Annotated in this window: 13 protein-coding genes and 1 pseudogene; 5 read left to right on the top strand and 9 right to left on the bottom strand. The window is 67.8% G+C overall.

The window, feature by feature from the left end; translation table 11 throughout:
- Nucleotides 1-16 precede the first annotated feature (16 nt).
- From ACCD07_RS00575 to ACCD07_RS00560, 4 genes are all read right to left on the bottom strand, one after another.
- Entirely contained in the window at nucleotides 17-466 is a 450-nt protein-coding gene (locus ACCD07_RS00575; protein WP_413446184.1) for a bis(5'-nucleosyl)-tetraphosphatase, read from the bottom strand.
- Entirely contained in the window at nucleotides 438-2336 is a 1899-nt protein-coding gene (gene dnaK, locus ACCD07_RS00570) for a molecular chaperone DnaK (RefSeq protein WP_413446183.1), read from the bottom strand. The genes ACCD07_RS00575 and dnaK overlap by 29 nt, the downstream gene beginning before the upstream one ends.
- A 47-nt stretch (nucleotides 2337-2383) precedes the next feature.
- Nucleotides 2384-3085 (bottom strand): phosphoribosyltransferase, encoded by a 702-nt coding sequence (locus ACCD07_RS00565; RefSeq protein ID WP_176651015.1) that lies wholly within the window; start codon nucleotides 3083-3085, stop codon nucleotides 2384-2386.
- 107 nt (nucleotides 3086-3192) lie between these two features.
- The gene (locus tag ACCD07_RS00560; protein ID WP_413446182.1) at nucleotides 3193-3531 is read right to left on the bottom strand and encodes a DUF5335 domain-containing protein; all 339 of its coding nucleotides are present in this window, start codon (nucleotides 3529-3531) and stop codon (nucleotides 3193-3195) included.
- A 199-nt stretch (nucleotides 3532-3730) separates the two neighbouring features.
- Here ACCD07_RS00560 and ACCD07_RS00555 point away from each other — a divergent pair, with 199 nt between their 5' ends.
- The 5 genes and pseudogenes from ACCD07_RS00555 to ACCD07_RS00535 all read left to right on the top strand — a co-directional run bounded on the left by ACCD07_RS00555 (nucleotide 3731) and on the right by ACCD07_RS00535 (nucleotide 7715).
- Nucleotides 3731-4474 carry a lipid-binding SYLF domain-containing protein gene (locus ACCD07_RS00555; protein ID WP_413446181.1) on the top strand — a complete coding sequence of 248 codons (744 nt, stop codon included), beginning with the start codon at nucleotides 3731-3733 and terminating at the stop codon, nucleotides 4472-4474.
- Nucleotides 4475-4623: 149 nt separating this feature from the next.
- Complete coding sequence (locus tag ACCD07_RS00550; RefSeq protein ID WP_176651011.1) at nucleotides 4624-5061, top strand: universal stress protein; 438 nt, start codon at nucleotides 4624-4626, stop codon at nucleotides 5059-5061.
- A gap of 50 nt (nucleotides 5062-5111) precedes the next feature.
- Entirely contained in the window at nucleotides 5112-6113 is a 1002-nt protein-coding gene (locus tag ACCD07_RS00545; protein ID WP_413446246.1) for a zinc-dependent alcohol dehydrogenase family protein, read from the top strand.
- Nucleotides 6103-6948, top strand: a pseudogene (locus ACCD07_RS00540) (phosphotransferase); the annotation flags it as partial. The gene ACCD07_RS00545 and the pseudogene ACCD07_RS00540, both read left to right, overlap by 11 nt.
- Before the next feature lie 113 nt (nucleotides 6949-7061).
- Nucleotides 7062-7715 (top strand): AAA family ATPase, encoded by a 654-nt coding sequence (locus ACCD07_RS00535; RefSeq protein WP_413446180.1) that lies wholly within the window; start codon nucleotides 7062-7064, stop codon nucleotides 7713-7715.
- On the opposite strand, the gene ACCD07_RS00530 is transcribed toward ACCD07_RS00535, so the two are convergent.
- Genes ACCD07_RS00530 through ACCD07_RS00510 form a run of 5 tightly spaced genes read right to left on the bottom strand, consistent with a single transcriptional unit; the run spans nucleotide 7712 to nucleotide 15007 of the window.
- Entirely contained in the window at nucleotides 7712-7858 is a 147-nt protein-coding gene (locus ACCD07_RS00530) for a hypothetical protein (protein ID WP_413446179.1), read from the bottom strand. The two genes, ACCD07_RS00535 and ACCD07_RS00530, sit on opposite strands and share 4 nt — an antisense overlap.
- 27 nt (nucleotides 7859-7885) lie before the next feature.
- Complete coding sequence (atzF, locus tag ACCD07_RS00525; RefSeq protein ID WP_413446178.1) at nucleotides 7886-9703, bottom strand: allophanate hydrolase; 1818 nt, start codon at nucleotides 9701-9703, stop codon at nucleotides 7886-7888.
- A gap of 37 nt (nucleotides 9704-9740) precedes the next feature.
- Nucleotides 9741-10634, bottom strand: coding sequence for a TorF family putative porin (locus ACCD07_RS00520; protein ID WP_413446177.1), 894 nt, complete (start codon nucleotides 10632-10634; stop codon nucleotides 9741-9743).
- A gap of 49 nt (nucleotides 10635-10683) precedes the next feature.
- Nucleotides 10684-14343: an urea carboxylase gene (uca, locus tag ACCD07_RS00515; RefSeq protein WP_413446176.1), complete on the bottom strand. Its 3660-nt coding sequence runs from the start codon at nucleotides 14341-14343 to the stop codon at nucleotides 10684-10686.
- A 16-nt stretch (nucleotides 14344-14359) separates the two neighbouring features.
- The gene (locus ACCD07_RS00510) at nucleotides 14360-15007 is read right to left on the bottom strand and encodes an urea amidolyase associated protein UAAP2 (RefSeq protein WP_176651005.1); all 648 of its coding nucleotides are present in this window, start codon (nucleotides 15005-15007) and stop codon (nucleotides 14360-14362) included.
- Nucleotides 15008-15015 lie beyond the last annotated feature (8 nt).

Below are 15015 nucleotides of genomic sequence, written 5' to 3'. Positions count from 1 at the left end.
GGCAGTCCCGGCCGTGTTAACTTCCGGTCAACGCATGCGCCCAGTCCAGCACCGGGATCAGCCGGAGCGGCAGCAGGTCGCGCGCGGCGGCGTAGGGCAGCCAGCGGAAGGCATGGTGCTCGGGGCGCCCCAGTTGCGGATTGACCGGCAGGCACACGTCGTCGCTGTGGCTCTGGGCCAGGTAATAGCGCGCCACCTTGCCCTGGCCGTAAGGCGGCGTTTCGCGGAACGCATACCCCCATGGAAACGCCAGCGCGTCCAGCGAGGTTTCCTCACGCACCTCCCGGCAGGCGGCCGACAGCGGGCTTTCCCCGGCTTCGACTATGCCCTTGGGGAAATCCCAGTACTGGTAGCTGCGCAGCAGCAGATAGCGGCAACCCTGCGCTCCGCGATGTTGAACCACGACACCGGCGGAAAGAATACGTGGTTTCAAGCCGTCAGTGTTTGGCTTCCCTGAAGTCGGCATCGACGACGTCGTCCTGTTGTGGCGGAACATTGCCGGTCTCGGCCTCCGGCGTGCCGGCGTACATCTTGGCGCCCAGCTTTTGCGCGGTGGCGGACAGCGCCTCGATGCGGGCGTCGATGTCGGCCTGGTCGTTGCCCTTGAGCGCGGTGTCGAGCGCGCCGATGGCCTGCTCGATCGCCGCGCGCTCGGCGGCGTCGAGCCGCGCGCCGTATTCGGCCAGCGACTTGCGTGTCGCGTGCGCCAGCGCCTCGCCCGCGTTGCGGCGCTCAGCCAGCGTCTTCAGGCGCCGGTCGTCCTCGGCATGGGCGGCGGCGTCGCGCACCATTTTCTGTATCTCCGCCTCGGTCAGGCCGGAGTTGGCCTTGATGGTGATCTTGCTTTCCTTGCCGGTGGCCTTGTCCTTGGCGCTCACATGCAGGATGCCGTTGGCGTCGATGTCGAAGGCGACCTCGATCTGCGGCATGCCGCGCGGCGCCGGCGCGATGCCGACCAGGTTGAATTCCCCCAGCAGCTTGTTGCCGCTGACCATCTCCCGTTCGCCCTGGTAGACCTTGATGGTCACGGCGGGCTGGTTGTCGTCGGCGGTTGAGAACACTTCGCTGAACCGGGCCGGGATCGTGGTGTTCTTGCCGATCATCTTGGACATCACACCGCCCAGCGTTTCGATGCCGAGCGACAGCGGCGTCACGTCCATCAGCAGCACGTCGCTGCGTTCGCCCGACAGCACCGAGCCCTGGATCGCGGCGCCGACAGCAACCGCCTCGTCGGGATTGACGTCCTTGCGCGCCTCCTTGCCGAACAGCGCCTTGACCGCCTCCTGCACCTTGGGCATGCGCGTCATGCCGCCGACCAGGATCACGTCGTCGATCTTGTCGATCTCCAGCCCCGCGTCCTTGAGCGCGATGCGGCAGGGCGCGATGGTGGCGTCGATCAGCTGTTCCACCAGCGATTCCAGCTTGGCGCGGGTCATCTTCAGCGTCAGGTGGACCGGCGCGCCGTTCGCCATGGCGATGTACGGCTCGTTGATCTCGGTCTGCTGCGACGACGACAGCTCGATCTTCGCGCGCTCGGCCGAGGCCTTGATGCGCTGCAGGGCGATCGGGTCCTTCTTCAGGTCCAGACCGTTGATCTTCTTGAACTCGTCGATGATGTAGTCGATGATGCGCTGGTCGAAGTCCTCGCCGCCGAGGAAGGTGTCGCCGTTGGTCGACAGCACTTCGAACTGCTTCTCGCCCTCGACCTGGGCGATTTCGATGATCGAGATATCGAAGGTGCCGCCGCCCAGGTCGTAGACGGCGATCTTGCGGTCGGCCTTGCCGGTCTTGTCCAGGCCGAAGGCCAGCGCCGCCGCCGTCGGCTCGTTGATGATGCGCTTGACGTCCAGGCCGGCGATGCGCCCCGCGTCCTTGGTGGCCTGGCGCTGCGCGTCGTTGAAGTAGGCGGGCACGGTGATGACCGCCTCCGTCACCGGGCCGCCCAGGTAGTCCTCGGCGGTCTTCTTCATCTTGCGCAGCACCTCGGCCGACACCTGCTGCGGCGCCAGCTTCTTGCCGCGCACGTCGATCCAGGCGTCGCCGTTGTCGGCCTTGGTGATCTTGAACGGCATCAGGTGTATGTCTTTTTGCACCTCCTGCTCGTCGTACTTGCGGCCGATCAGGCGCTTGACCGCGAACAGCGTGTTCAGCGGATTGGTCACCGCCTGCCGCTTGGCCGGCGCCCCCACCAGGATTTCGCCGCCGTCCTGATACGCCACGATCGACGGCGTGGTGCGCGCGCCTTCCGCGTTCTCGATGACCTTGGCCTGGCCGCCCTCCATGATCGCCACGCAGGAATTGGTCGTGCCGAGATCGATACCGATCATCTTGCCCATGATAGCCTCCGCCTTTTGTGGTTGGACCTGCCGCCGACTGCCGGAGTTCAACCGGCCGTCGAATTGTTGCGACAGATACGCGTGGAAATAGTGGCGCCGGGGACCCCGCGCCACGCCCGCGCGAGCAGGCTGGCCACTTCCTCGTCGCCGACTTGCTCGAAGTCCCGATACCACTCGCCGACCGAATGGAACGGATGGGGCGTGTGCAGGCAGACCAGCGCATCGACCTCGCCGGCCAGCGCCCGGTAGACTTCCTGCGGGGCGACGGGCACGGCAACGATGATTTTCGCCGGCCGCGCCTGGCGCGCCACCAGGATCGCCATGCGCATGGTGGCGCCGGTGGCCATGCCGTCGTCGACCAGAAGCACGATCCGGTCGCGCAATTGCGGTGGCGGACGGCCACCGCGATAGCGTACTTCCCGGCGGGCGATTTCCTCGCGTTCGCGGTCGACCTCTTCGTTCAGTGCGGCCGCCGGCATGCCGAGCAGCCTGAGCTCCTCGAGGTTGAGCAGGCACGGCCCTTCGCCTGCGACTGCGCCGATCGCATATTCCGGATAGCCAGGCAGGCCCAGCTTGCGCACCAGGAGCACGTCCAGCGGCGCCGCCAGATCCTCGGCCACGGCGAAGGCGGTGGGCACGCCGCCACGCGGCAGACCCAGCACGATGACGTCGTCGCGCCCGGCGTAGCTGTGCAGCCTGCCGGCCAGCAGCTTGCCCGCGTGCAGTCGATTGTTGAACAGTCTGCGCATGAGCCGTCCTCGAAAATTCAGCGCCGTCGTTCTTCCTCCGTACGCTTGAGGGACATCGTTTGCATTGGACGCGCGGCCACCGGTTTGGTTCCCGGCCCGGCCGGCGCCTACGGTGCCGGCAGCTTCAGCGGTTCCCTGAACCGGATGACCTGGCTGACGCCGTCGGCGTCGACCACCTCCATGCTCAGCAGGTTGACGCCCTTGGTCTCGATAAACACTTCGCGCGGGCGCCGTATCATGTGGTCGAGTCCCTCCGCCATGATCGCGATGAGGTCGTCTTTCGGATCGTAGACGACGCCGGTCAGCGGCAGCCATTCGGCCGCAAACTGACTGCCGATCTGCAGCGATGCGACTTCGATGCCGACGTTCATTCCCTCCAGAAGAGTGGAGACGTGATCGAAGTACGGCTTCCATGCTGCTTTCTCGAGCTTGCTGGTGGTGGTCATGGCTGGTCTCCCAAGGTATGGCGGCGGGTAGCTCCGCCTTCCAGTTTTTGACCATCGCGGCGGCCGAGGATTCCCTCCAGCGCCAATGGGCCAATCCAGTGCGCATTTGACCGAGATCAAGGATGTCACGCGTGTGGCGGGACTAGCATGATCCGGTACACGAGGGGTGTGCAAGAACATCAACCCAGGAGGGAACGCTATGCCTATTGAACATACCAAGCGGAAAAGCGTACTGGCTAGTCTGGTGGCATTGGCCATCTGCGGCGCAACGGTGGCGCAGGCGGCGGGCCAGGCTGATCAATCGAACCAGTCCAGCCAGGCCGACACCAGTTCCAAGCCGGCGCAAAGCGCGACGCGGCGCGTCAGCGACGCGCTGGCCGTGGTACGCCAGCTCGAGGCCGAGCCGCGCGTGAAGCAATTGCTGCAGCAGGCCAAGGGCGTGCTGATCGTGCCGTCGTACGGGCGCGCGGCGCTCGGCGTCGGTGCCCACGGCGGCGCCGGCCTGCTGCTGCTCAAGCGCACCGACGGCAGCTGGAGCGGACCGGCGTTCTACGACCTCGGCGGGCTGACGGTGGGCCTGCAGGTCGGCGCCGAGGGCGGGGCGATCGCCATGGTCCTCAACAACGACAAGGCGGTCGCCGAGTTCATGAAGAAAAACAACTTCGCCCTCAGCGCCGAGGCCGGCCTGACCGTGGTCAACTGGTCCAAGCTGGCCCAGGGCACGGCGGGCACCGGTGATGTGGTCGCCTGGAGCGGCACCAAGGGCTTGTTCGGCGACGCCGTGGCGATCGGACTGAACGACATCCGCTTCAATCAAAACCTGACCAACGCCTACTACGGCCGCACATTGTCGCCGAAGGACATCGCCGCCGGCACCGTCAGCAATCCGCAGGCGCAGCCGCTGCAACAGGCGCTGGGCGAGGCGTCGACCATCACCAAGTAGCGGCGACGCAAGGAGGAAGTCATGATGACCGATAGCGACATCAAGAAGAACGTCGAGCACGAGCTGGCCTGGCCCCCGGCGTGACCCACGTCAACAACCTGATCACCATCGATGCCACGCTGACGCGCTGACGGCGCCGGGGGCCTTCCATGTTCAAACACATCCTGTTTCCCACCGACGGCGAGGCGCCGTCCATCGCCGCCATGACGCCGTGCCTGAGCTTCGCCAAAGAGACGGGCGCCCGGCTGACGGTACTGCACGTGACCGAGCCATTCCACGTGCTGAGCACGCGCGCCGAGGTGCTGGCCGATACCCCGGAAGGCTACGCGGTCCATAGCCAGGAGCGGGCCCGCGCTTGCGTGGAGCGGGTGGCAACCGCCGCCCGCTCGAGAGGCGTGGCGTGCGACACGCTGACGATGGAGCATGAGCATCCGTATGCAGCCATCATCGACGCCGCGCTCCAGCATCATTGCGACCTGGTGGCGATGGCGTCGCACGGCCGCAGGGGCGTGCAGGCGCTGCTGCTGGGCAGCGAAACCCAGAAAGTGCTGACCCACTGCCATTTGCCGGTGCTGGTGTTTCGTTGAGTGCCGATCTGCCTGCGACGGGAAGGGTCGGGCCGGCGGCGGGCGCCGTCATGCGGGCCATGGTGCTGGAACACAGCGGCGCCGGTGCGCGGTTGCGTGAGCGCGAGTGCGGCGTGCCGCGTCCGCGCGGCCACGACGTGCTACTGCGGGTGTCGGCCTGCGGCGTCTGCCGTACCGACCTGCATCTGCTGGACGGCGAGCTGGCGCCGCGCCGGCTGCCGCTGGTGCCCGGGCATGAGATCGTCGGCGTGGTGAGCGCCGTCGGTGGGCGCGTACGACAGTGGCAGGTGGGGCAGCGGGTCGGGGTTCCGTGGCTGGCCCACAGTTGCGGCGTGTGCGCGTTTTGCCGTGCCGGCCGGGAAAACCTGTGCGACCGCGCCCGCTTCACCGGTTGCGACCGGCACGGCGGCTATGCCGGCTACGCGCTGGCCGACAGCCGCTATTGCCTGCCGCTGCCGGACCGCTACGACGATGTGCATGCGGCGCCGCTGCTGTGCGCCGGCCTGATCGGCTATCGCGCCTATGCGATGACCGGCGCCGCCAGGCGGCTGGGCTTGTACGGCTTCGGCGCCGCCGCCCACATCGTGGCCCAGCTGGCGGTGGCGCACGGGCGCGAAGTGTACGCGTTCACACGTGACTGCGACACGCGCTCGCAGCAGTTCGCCCGGTCGCTGGGGGCGGTGTGGGCCGGCCCATCGAGCGGCCCGGCGCCGGTGCCGCTGGACGCGGCCATCCTGTTCGCCGCCGACGGCCGGCTGGTGCCCCTGGCGCTGGCCGCCTGCGCCAAGGGTGCGACGGTGGTCTGCGCCGGCATCCACATGAGCGACTTGCCGGCCATGCCGTATGCGCTGCTGTGGGGCGAACGCAGCCTGCGCTCGGTGGCCAATCTGACGCGGTCCGACGGCGCCGCGTTCATGCGGCTGGCCGCGCAGATCGACCTGCGCACCGCGCCGGTGACGTATCCGCTGCTGCAGGCGAACGAAGCGCTGGCCGACCTGAGGGCCGGCGCATTTGACGGCGCGGCCGTGCTGGTGCCGGACCATGGGCGCTGACGCGCCGCTGGCGCAGGCCGCCGCACGCCAGCGGCAGCTGATCCATGCGCTGGCGCGGCGGCTCGACGGCCAGCTGATCGAAACCCATATCTCATGGGTGCTGCTGGCCGGCGAGCACGCCTACAAATTCAAGAAGGCGCTCCGGCTCGACTGGCTCGACTACAGCGACGTCGAGGCGCGGCGCCGCTGCTGCGAGGAGGAACTGCGGCTGAACCGGCGGCTGGCGCCCAGCCTGTACCTTGGCGTGGAAGCGGTCACCGGCAGCGCGCGCCAGCCACGGTTCGGCGGCACCGGCCCGGTGCTGGACTACGCCGTACGGATGCTGCGCTTCGACCAGCAGGCGTTGTGGACGGCACGACTGGCGCACGGCAGTCTTGATGCCGGCGAGGCGCGGGACCTAGGCCGGCTGCTGGCCGACTTTCATGCCGGCGCCGCGCGCGCATCGGCCGACGCGCCGTGGGGCACGCCGACGGCCATCTGCGAGCGGACCGGCGCCGATCTGGCCGAAGTGGACGCGCTGCTGCCACCGGCCTTACCGGCGCGCGCGACGCTGGCGCGGCTGGCGGACTGGCTGGACGCGCAGCAGCGCCGGCTGGCCAGCCGCTACGCGCGGCGCCGGGCCGGCGGCTGGGTGCGCGAATGCCACGGTGATCTGCACTGCGGCAATATCCTGACCTTGGCGGACCAGGTGTTGGTGTTCGACGGCATCGAATTCAACGCCAGCCTGCGCTGGACCGACGTGCAGCAGGACCTGGCCTTTGTCTGCATGGATTTGCAGTGCCGCGGCCGCGCCGACCTGGCCGCGCGGCTGCTGGATGCCTATCTGCAGCGCGGCGGGGACTATGACGGCGCGGTGCTGCTGCCGTATTACCGCTGCCAGCGTGCGCTGGTGCGAGGGCCAAGGTGGCGCTGCTGCGCGGCGGCGATGGCGCGGCCAGGGGGCAAGCCATGGCCGAGGCGGAACGCTATCTGGACTGGGCGCTGCAAGCCAGCTTGCCGGCTCCACCGTTGCTGCTGGCGACGCATGGGCTGTCCGGCAGCGGCAAGTCGACCTTGTGCGACAGTCTGGTCGAGCCGCTTGCCGCCGTGCGCGTGCGTTCGGACGTCGAGCGCAAGCGTCTGCACGGGATGGCCGCCAGCCAGCGCGCCGCCGCCGCGCCAGGAGTCGGCATCTATACCGGGCAAGCCAGCCGTCTAACCTACGGCTGGCTGCTGCGTCTGGCCTGTCGCGCGGCGGCGGCCGGCCAGCCGGTACTGCTGGATGCGGCCTTTCTGCAGCGATGGCAGCGCCGGCGCCTGGTCCGGCTGGCGCGCCGGCTCCGCGCTCGCTGGCTATTGCTCGATATCGTCACTCCTGCGGCGACGCTGGCGACACGCCTGTCCGCGCGTGGCGGCGAGTCGGAGCAGGCCTCCGACGCCGGCGTCGAGCTGCTGGCCTATCAGCAGCAGACGCGCGAGCCGCTGCAGGCGCAGGAGCAGGCGCATGCGCTGGTGGTCGATACCGGCGGCGGCTGGGACGCCGTGCGGGCCGCCGCATTGACGGTGGCGATACGCGCGAGGCTGCAAGACCTGGATAATCAGTCCGGCGCGCCGGCGCCCTAAATCGATTTGCGCTGCATGGCCGCCGCGATCGACGGATAGACGACCGCAGGCCGGCTGGCCAGCATTTTCAAGACCGCGCGGCAGAGCCGGAAGGTTCCGCCGACCATGCCGCGCAGCGTCGTTTTGCTGAAATATTTTTTCATGGTTGCTCTCCAAATGACCCGAAATACCTAAGCATTTTCCATGCCATGTTCCAGATAAGCGCGCCAGCCGCCGAAGTGCGTGATGTCGCGTGCGGAGGCCAGCGCATACGGCTCGCAGACAAATCCCTTGACCCAGCGGCCGTCAGCCAGCTCCAACGAGCCTATGCCCAGCGGCGCCGGCACCTCGGCCACCACCGCGCCGAAATTTCGCAACGGCAGCTCCCACAACTCCACCTCAATCGCCGCGCCGCCTTCGACTACGCGCTCCAGACCCGGCTTGGGCGGGATGGTGCCGGCCAGCGCGTGCAGCCGGTAGCGTGCGCTGGTGCGGGGGCTTTCTATCTTGCGCGCGCCCCGTTCCAGCAGTTGCCAGTTGAGCGGCTGTCCTTCCAGATGGGCGCCGACCACCGCCAGCTGGATGCTGGCCTCGGCAAACGGCAGGGGCCGGCCCACAACGGGAACGGCCGGCGCATTGGCTGGCTGCCACAGCGGTACGAAGCCTTCGGCGGCTGCGGCCAGCATGTGGTCCGATCCCGCCGCGCCGATCAGGGTGACACCGAACGGCAGGCCGTCGGCCCGTCCGACGGCTGGGATAGCCAGCGCGGCCATATCGAAGAAATTGACGAAGTTGGTGTAGTAGCCCAGCTCCGAATTGCGCAATACCGGCTCCGCTTCGACCTCGGCGATGGTCGGCATGGTCGGCGCGGTCGGCACCAGCATGAAGTCATAGCCCTGCAATTGCCGCTCGGCCTGGCGCCGCAGCGCCGCCAGGCGGTACTGGCCGTTGAAGGCATCGACCGCGCTGTACCGGTCGGCCTGGCTGATGATGCCGGCAACGACGGGATTCATCGCCTGCCGGTGGTCGGTAAAGAAGTCGCCGACGGCGGCCATGCGCTCCGCCACCCATGGCCCCTGGTACAACAGCTGGGCCGCCTCGCGGAAGGGAGTGAAATCGATGCTGGCGAGGTGGCAGTCCGGCAGCTGCTGCAGTCGTTCCAGGCTGGCTTCGTAGGCGTGCTGCGCGGCCTGGTTGCCATAGAACTCCGGCTGTGCCGGCACGGCGATCCGATAGCCGCGCCGCTTGACGCCGGCCATCGGCAGCGTGCGCGAATACGGCTCGCCTTCGTCGTAGCCGGCCGCCGCCTGCGTTGCCGTCCAGGCGTCGCCGACGGTGGCGGCGAAGATCGAGACGCAATCGAGCGTACGGCAGGCCGGCACCACGCCGCGCGTGCTGAGCAGGCCACGGCTCGGTTTCAAGCCGACGATGTTGTTCAATCCAGCCGGCACCCGGCCCGAACCGGCCGTATCGGTGCCCAGCGCGAAGCTCACCAGGCTGAGCGCCACCGCGACCGCCGAGCCGGCGCTGGAACCGCCGGAGACGTAATCCGGATGCAGCGCGTTGCGCACCACGCCGTACGGCGAGCGGGTACCGACCAGTCCTGTCGCAAACTGATCCAGGTTGGTCTTGCCGACCAGGATGGCGCCGGCCTCCAGCAATTTGCCCACCACGGTCGCCGAGACCGCCGGCACATAGGCGAACTCCGGGCAGGCGGCGGTGGTCGCCATGCCGGCCACGTCGATATTGTCCTTGACCGCGAACGGCACGCCGAACAGCGGCATGCTGTCGAAGACCGCCGCGCCGCGCTGCGACAGCAGCCGGTCCAGCGCCGCCGCCTGGGTCAGCAGGCGATCGTCCGGCACGCGCGTGATCCAGATTTCCGGCCGCTCGGCGGCGATGGCGGCCAGCACGCGCCGGATGCATTCGGTCGGGCACAGCGTGCCGCCGCCGTACTGCGCGCGCAGTGTGTCCAGACGCAGGTCCAGGGAATGATCAAAATGGGGCATGGCTGTCCTTTCTGTGTGTGATGTCGCCGGGCGCCGCTTACATGGCGTAGCTGAGCGTGGCGATCAGCTGGTTCTTCTGCTTGACGCCAAAGCGGTTGTCGCCGCCGAGGATGCCTTGCAGGCCCCAGGTCAGGCCGGTCTGGCCGATCGGCTGCGTGACGCCGACGATCAGGTGGCGGAAGCCGCCGGAACTGGGCTGGCCGCCGGCCAGGCAGCCGTTGGTGAAGAAACTCTCGCCGGCGGCGCAGCGGGTGCCGGCGGCGGTGTCGGTGCTGCCGAGGTAGCGACCCTGCTTGCTGTAGGTGTAGTAGCCGAGCGAGGTGGTCAGGGTCAGCTCATACGGCAGCGGGTGGGCATAGTTGAGCGCCCAATAGGTATCGCCCTTGTTGCCCCAGACGACGTCCTGCAGCAGCGTTTGCGCGGTCAGCGTGAAGTCGCCGATGGTGGCGCCCAGCTTGGTTTCCAGCGCGTTCGCGTGGCTGCCGTTCAGGTACACGTAGGCCGTCAGGCCGGCCGTGTAGCCGATGTCGCCGGCCTTGCCGCTGTAGCCGCCATAGAGGTCGTTCTCGATCGACTTCTTCTTCTGGAAGTCGCTGATGGCGCGGTTCGCATACGAGTCGCCCAGTTGCTGGTACGAGTAATTGATGGTCGATCCGAAATAGCCCAGGTACCAGCCGTCCGGATGCGACCAGTCGGCGCCCCATTGCAAGGCCGGGCGGTCCGATTCCGGCGCATCGGCGCCGGCGTTGCCCAGCGGCGCGGCCGGGCCGTAGGTGGAGGTGATGCCGCGCAGGACGTAGCGGCTGACCAGGTCGACGTGAGCGGTCAGGCTGGGCGCCACCGGCGCGGGAGCTTCTTCGGCCATGGCGGCGGTGCTGGACAGGGCAATGCTGACTGCGAGGGCGAGGGTGCTGCGGCGGCAAAATGACATGGTTGGGCTCCTTGAGTGGGAAAACATTGAACAGGTTTTTTATCGATACTTATTGATCGTTTTCTTCGGCCTGGCGGAAGATGGCGATGCGCTGGCCGGCGTTGACCGGCTTGCCCTCGCTGACCAGCCATTCGAGCACCGCGCCCGGCGCGGCGGCGCGCAGCGTGATTTCCATCTTCATCGACTCGAAGATCGCGACGGTGTCGCCGGCCGCCAGGCGCTCGCCCGGCTGGGCGACGATTTTCCAGACGCTGCCCGGCACCTCGGCCGTCAGGTATTGCTGGCCCGCCGGCAGCAGCTCTTCGAGGGCTGCGTCGGGCGCGGCTTCCTCGCCGACGAAATCGGCCTGACCGTTGCGTCCCCAGCGCTCACGCTCGGCGTCGAAGGCGGATTGCTGGCGGTGCTTGAACGTGGCGATCGAGTCCTGCTGCTCGGCCAGGAAGCGGTTGTAGTCGGACAGAGAGAACGTGGTGTCCTCGATCTTGATGTCGAAACGCCCCAGCGGAAAATCGCGCCGGTGTTCCAGCAGTTGCTCTTCGCTGACTTCATAAAAGCGGATCTGGTCGAAGAAGCGCAGCAGCCATGGCTTGTCGTCGCGGAAGCTGGCGGTCTGGCGATAGCGGTTCCACATCTGCACCGTGCGGCCGACGAACTGGTAGCCGCCAGGTCCCTCCATGCCGTACACGCACAGGTAGGCGCCGCCGATGCCGACCGCGTTTTCCGGCGTCCAGGTGCGGGCCGGATTGTATTTGGTGGTGACCAGGCGGTGGCGTGGATCGATCGGCGTCGCCACCGGCGCGCCCAGGTAGACGTCGCCCAGTCCCAGCACCATGTAGCTGGCGTTGAAGACGATGTCGTACACCTCCTGCACGCTGGCCAGGCCGTTGATGCGCTGGATGAATTCGATATTGCTGGGGCACCAGGGCGCGTCCGGCCGCACCGTGGTCTGGTACTTCTGGATCGCCAGCCGCGTTTGCGCGTCGTTCCACGCCAGCGGCAGGTGCACGATGCGTGACGGCACGACGATGTCGTCGACCGAGGGCAGGGCCGTCATCAGTTCGCCGATCAGGCCCGCCAGCCGCGCCATCGGCAGTTGCCGGTGGTCGAAATGGACCTGCAGCGAACGGATGCCCGGCGTCAGGTCGATCACGCCGTTCAGTTGTGCATTCTCGATGGCCTGCATCAGCGCGTGCACGCGGAAGCGCAGGTTGATGTCCAGCACCAGGTCGCCGAATTCGACCAGCAGGTAGTCGTCGCCTGCGCGGCGGTAGGTGACGGCGGTCTCGTTGCGGTAGGCGCCGGTGCCGACGATGGCGGCGGCTTCGGTTCCGGCCGCGCTGTTGGCTGGCGCCAGCAGCGGCGTTGGCGTGCCACTGATGCTATTGACGCCATTATCGTCATTGCCGCCGCCTTGTTCGAACACGCGTTCCAGCGTGTCGCGCATGGTCGCCGCCTGTTGCGGCGATACGCGGATGAAGCGCAGCGTGTCGCCCGGCTTCAGCTGGCCGATCTTCCACAGGTCGGCCGACACGATCACCGCCGGGCAGACGAAGCCGCCCAGGCTGGGGCCATCCGGTCCCAGGATCACGGGCATGTCGCCGGTGAAGTCGATAGAGCCGATCGCGTAGGCGTTGTCGTGGATGTTGGACGGGTGCAGGCCGGCTTCGCCGCCGTCGGTGCGGGCCCAGCGCGGCTTGGGGCCGACCAGACGCACGCCGGTGCGGCTGGAATTGAAGTGCACCTGCCAGTCGGTGCCGAAGAACATGGCGATGTCGTCGTCGGTGAAAAAGTCCGGGGCGCCGTGCGGGCCGTAGTGCACCGCGATGTCCCAGGCATGGCCGTAGACCGGCGGCGCCACGGGATCGGCGGGCGCCGCTTGCGGCGCGGCCGCGTGCAGTTTCAGCACGTCGCCGCTGCGCAGCGCGCGGCCGCCATGGCCGCCGAACTGGCCCAGCGTGAACGTGGCGCGGCTGCCCAGGTAGGCCGGCGCGTCGACGCCGCCGGCGATGGCCAGATAGGCGCGCAGGCCGGCGCCGGCGATGGCGCCGCAGCGCAGCGTTTCGCCGGCGCGGATCATATGTGTATGCCAGTTGGCCAGTTGGCGCCTGCCTTGCGGCCCGCTGGCCAACGCCTGCATGTCGGCGCCGGCCAGTGCCACCATGGTGTCGCAGTTGAAGCTCAGGGTCGCGCCCTGCAAGGTCATTTCCAGCGTCGCGGCGCCGGCGTCGTTGCCCAGCAGGTGATTGGCGTAGCGGTGTGCATACGCGTCCATCGGCCCGGAAGGCGGCACGCCGACCGCCCATAGCCCCAGCCGGCCGGGATAGTCCTGCAGCGTGGTCTGGATGCCGCCGTCGAGAATGTCGACCGTGCGCGGCCGGTAGGGCATGGCCGCCAGCATTTGCGTGGTCTGGCGTCCCGCCACAAAATCGGGGTAGCGCAGGATGCTGGCCAGATAGGCCAGGTTGGTCTCGATGCCGTCAATGCGCGATACCGCCAATGCCTCGGACAAGGCATCGATCGACGCCGACCGCTGTCCGCTCTTGACGATCAGCTTGGCCAGCAGCGGATCGTAGTAGGGGCTGACGGTGACGCCGCGTTCTATCCATGTGTCGACCCGCAGTCCCGGGCCGAATTCGACCGCCGTCAGCACGCCGGACGAAGGCTGGAAATTCTTGGCCGGGTCCTCGGCGTACACGCGCAGCTGCATCGCATGGCCGTTCGAGCGCAGGCTGTCCTGAGCCGGCAGCGCAAAGCCGCCGTCGGCCGCGCGTATCATCCACTCCACCAGGTCGACGCCGAACACCTGCTCCGTCACGCCGTGTTCAACCTGCAACCGCGTGTTCACTTCAAGGAAGTAGAACGCGCCGCTGTCGGCGTCGAGCACGTATTCGACGGTGCCGGCCGACAGATAGGACAGCGAACGTGTCAGGCGCACGGCGGTGGCGGCCAGCGCCTGGCGGGTGGCGTCGGTCAGGCCCGGCGCCGGCGTTTCCTCGATCACCTTTTGATTGCGGCGCTGTACCGAGCAATCGCGCTCGCCCAGCGAGACCACGTTGCCGCGGCCGTCGCCGAAAATCTGTACCTCGACGTGGCGCGCGTTCCGCACGAATTTTTCGAGGTAGATGCCGCCGTTCTTGAAGTTGTTTTCCGACAGATGCTTGACCGAGGCGTAGGCGGCGCCCAGCTCGTCCGCGTCGTGGCACAGCCGCATGCCGATGCCGCCGCCGCCGGCGGTGCTCTTGAGCATGACCGGGTAGCCGATGGCTTGCGCCTGCCGCAGCGCGTCGTCCATGTCGCGCAGCAGATCGGTGCCCGGCAGCAGCGGCACGTCGGCCCGCCGGGCCAGGTCGCGCGCCGTGTGCTTCAGGCCGAACTCGCGCATCTGCCGCGGCGTCGGGCCGATGAAGGTGACGCCGGCGGCGGCGCAGGCTTCGGCGAAGGCCGCGTTCTCGCTCATGAAGCCGTAGCCGGGATGGATCGCCTGGGCGCCGGTGGACAGGGCCGCGCCAAGCACGGCCTGTTGCGACAGATAGCTTTCCGCCGCCGGCGCCGGGCCCACGCAGATGGCTTCATCGGCCAGGCGCACGTGCAGCGACTCCACGTCCGCCTCGGAATAGATGGCGACGGTCTTGATGCCCATCGCGCGCGCGGTGCGGATCACGCGGCAGGCGATCTCGCCCCGGTTGGCGATCAGGATTTTGGTAAACATGGCGTAGTCCTTGTAATTATTCCGAATCCCAGATGACGAAGCGCACCGGTGTCGGGTTGTACGCATTGCACGGGTTGTTCAATTGCGGGCAGTTCGAGACCAGCACCAGCACGTCCATCTCGGCGCGCAGCTCGACGTATTTGCCGGGCGCCGACAGGCCGTCCTCGAAACTCAGGCCGCCTTCCGGCGTGACCGGCACGTTCATGAAGAAATTCACGTTCGGCACCAGGTCGCGCTTGCCCATGCCGTTGTCCGCATGCGCCAGCGCCAGCAGGTAGTTGTCGCGGCAGCTGTGCATGAATTTCTTTTGCGCGGCATAGCGCACCGTATTGCTTTCGGCCGCGCAGGCGCCGCCCAGCGTGTCGTGCCGTCCGCAGGTGTCGGCGACGATGGACAGCATCGGCCGGCCGCGGTTCGAATACAGCACCGAGCCGGTGCTCAGGTAGATGCCGCCCTGGCGCTGCAGCGTGTCGGTGACGCTGTAGCTTTCTTCGGTATCGCCGGCGTTGTAGAAGATCGTGTCGACCGCCTGGTTGCCTTCCAGGTCGATGATGCGCAGGACCTGGCCGCGCCGCATGGTGTGCAGCCACGGCTCGCCGGCCGGCTGGTAATGGTCGAGCAGCGCGGCGGCCGGATCGAGGGAGCTTTCAAGCAGGGTGTCCATGTACGCTC

Source organism: Duganella sp. Dugasp56, from assembly GCF_047304105.1.
Taxonomy (GTDB): domain Bacteria; phylum Pseudomonadota; class Gammaproteobacteria; order Burkholderiales; family Burkholderiaceae_D; genus Rugamonas; species Rugamonas hordei.
The sequence above is the reverse complement of the archived record's forward strand: the minus strand, read 5'-3'. Positions and strand labels throughout refer to the sequence as shown.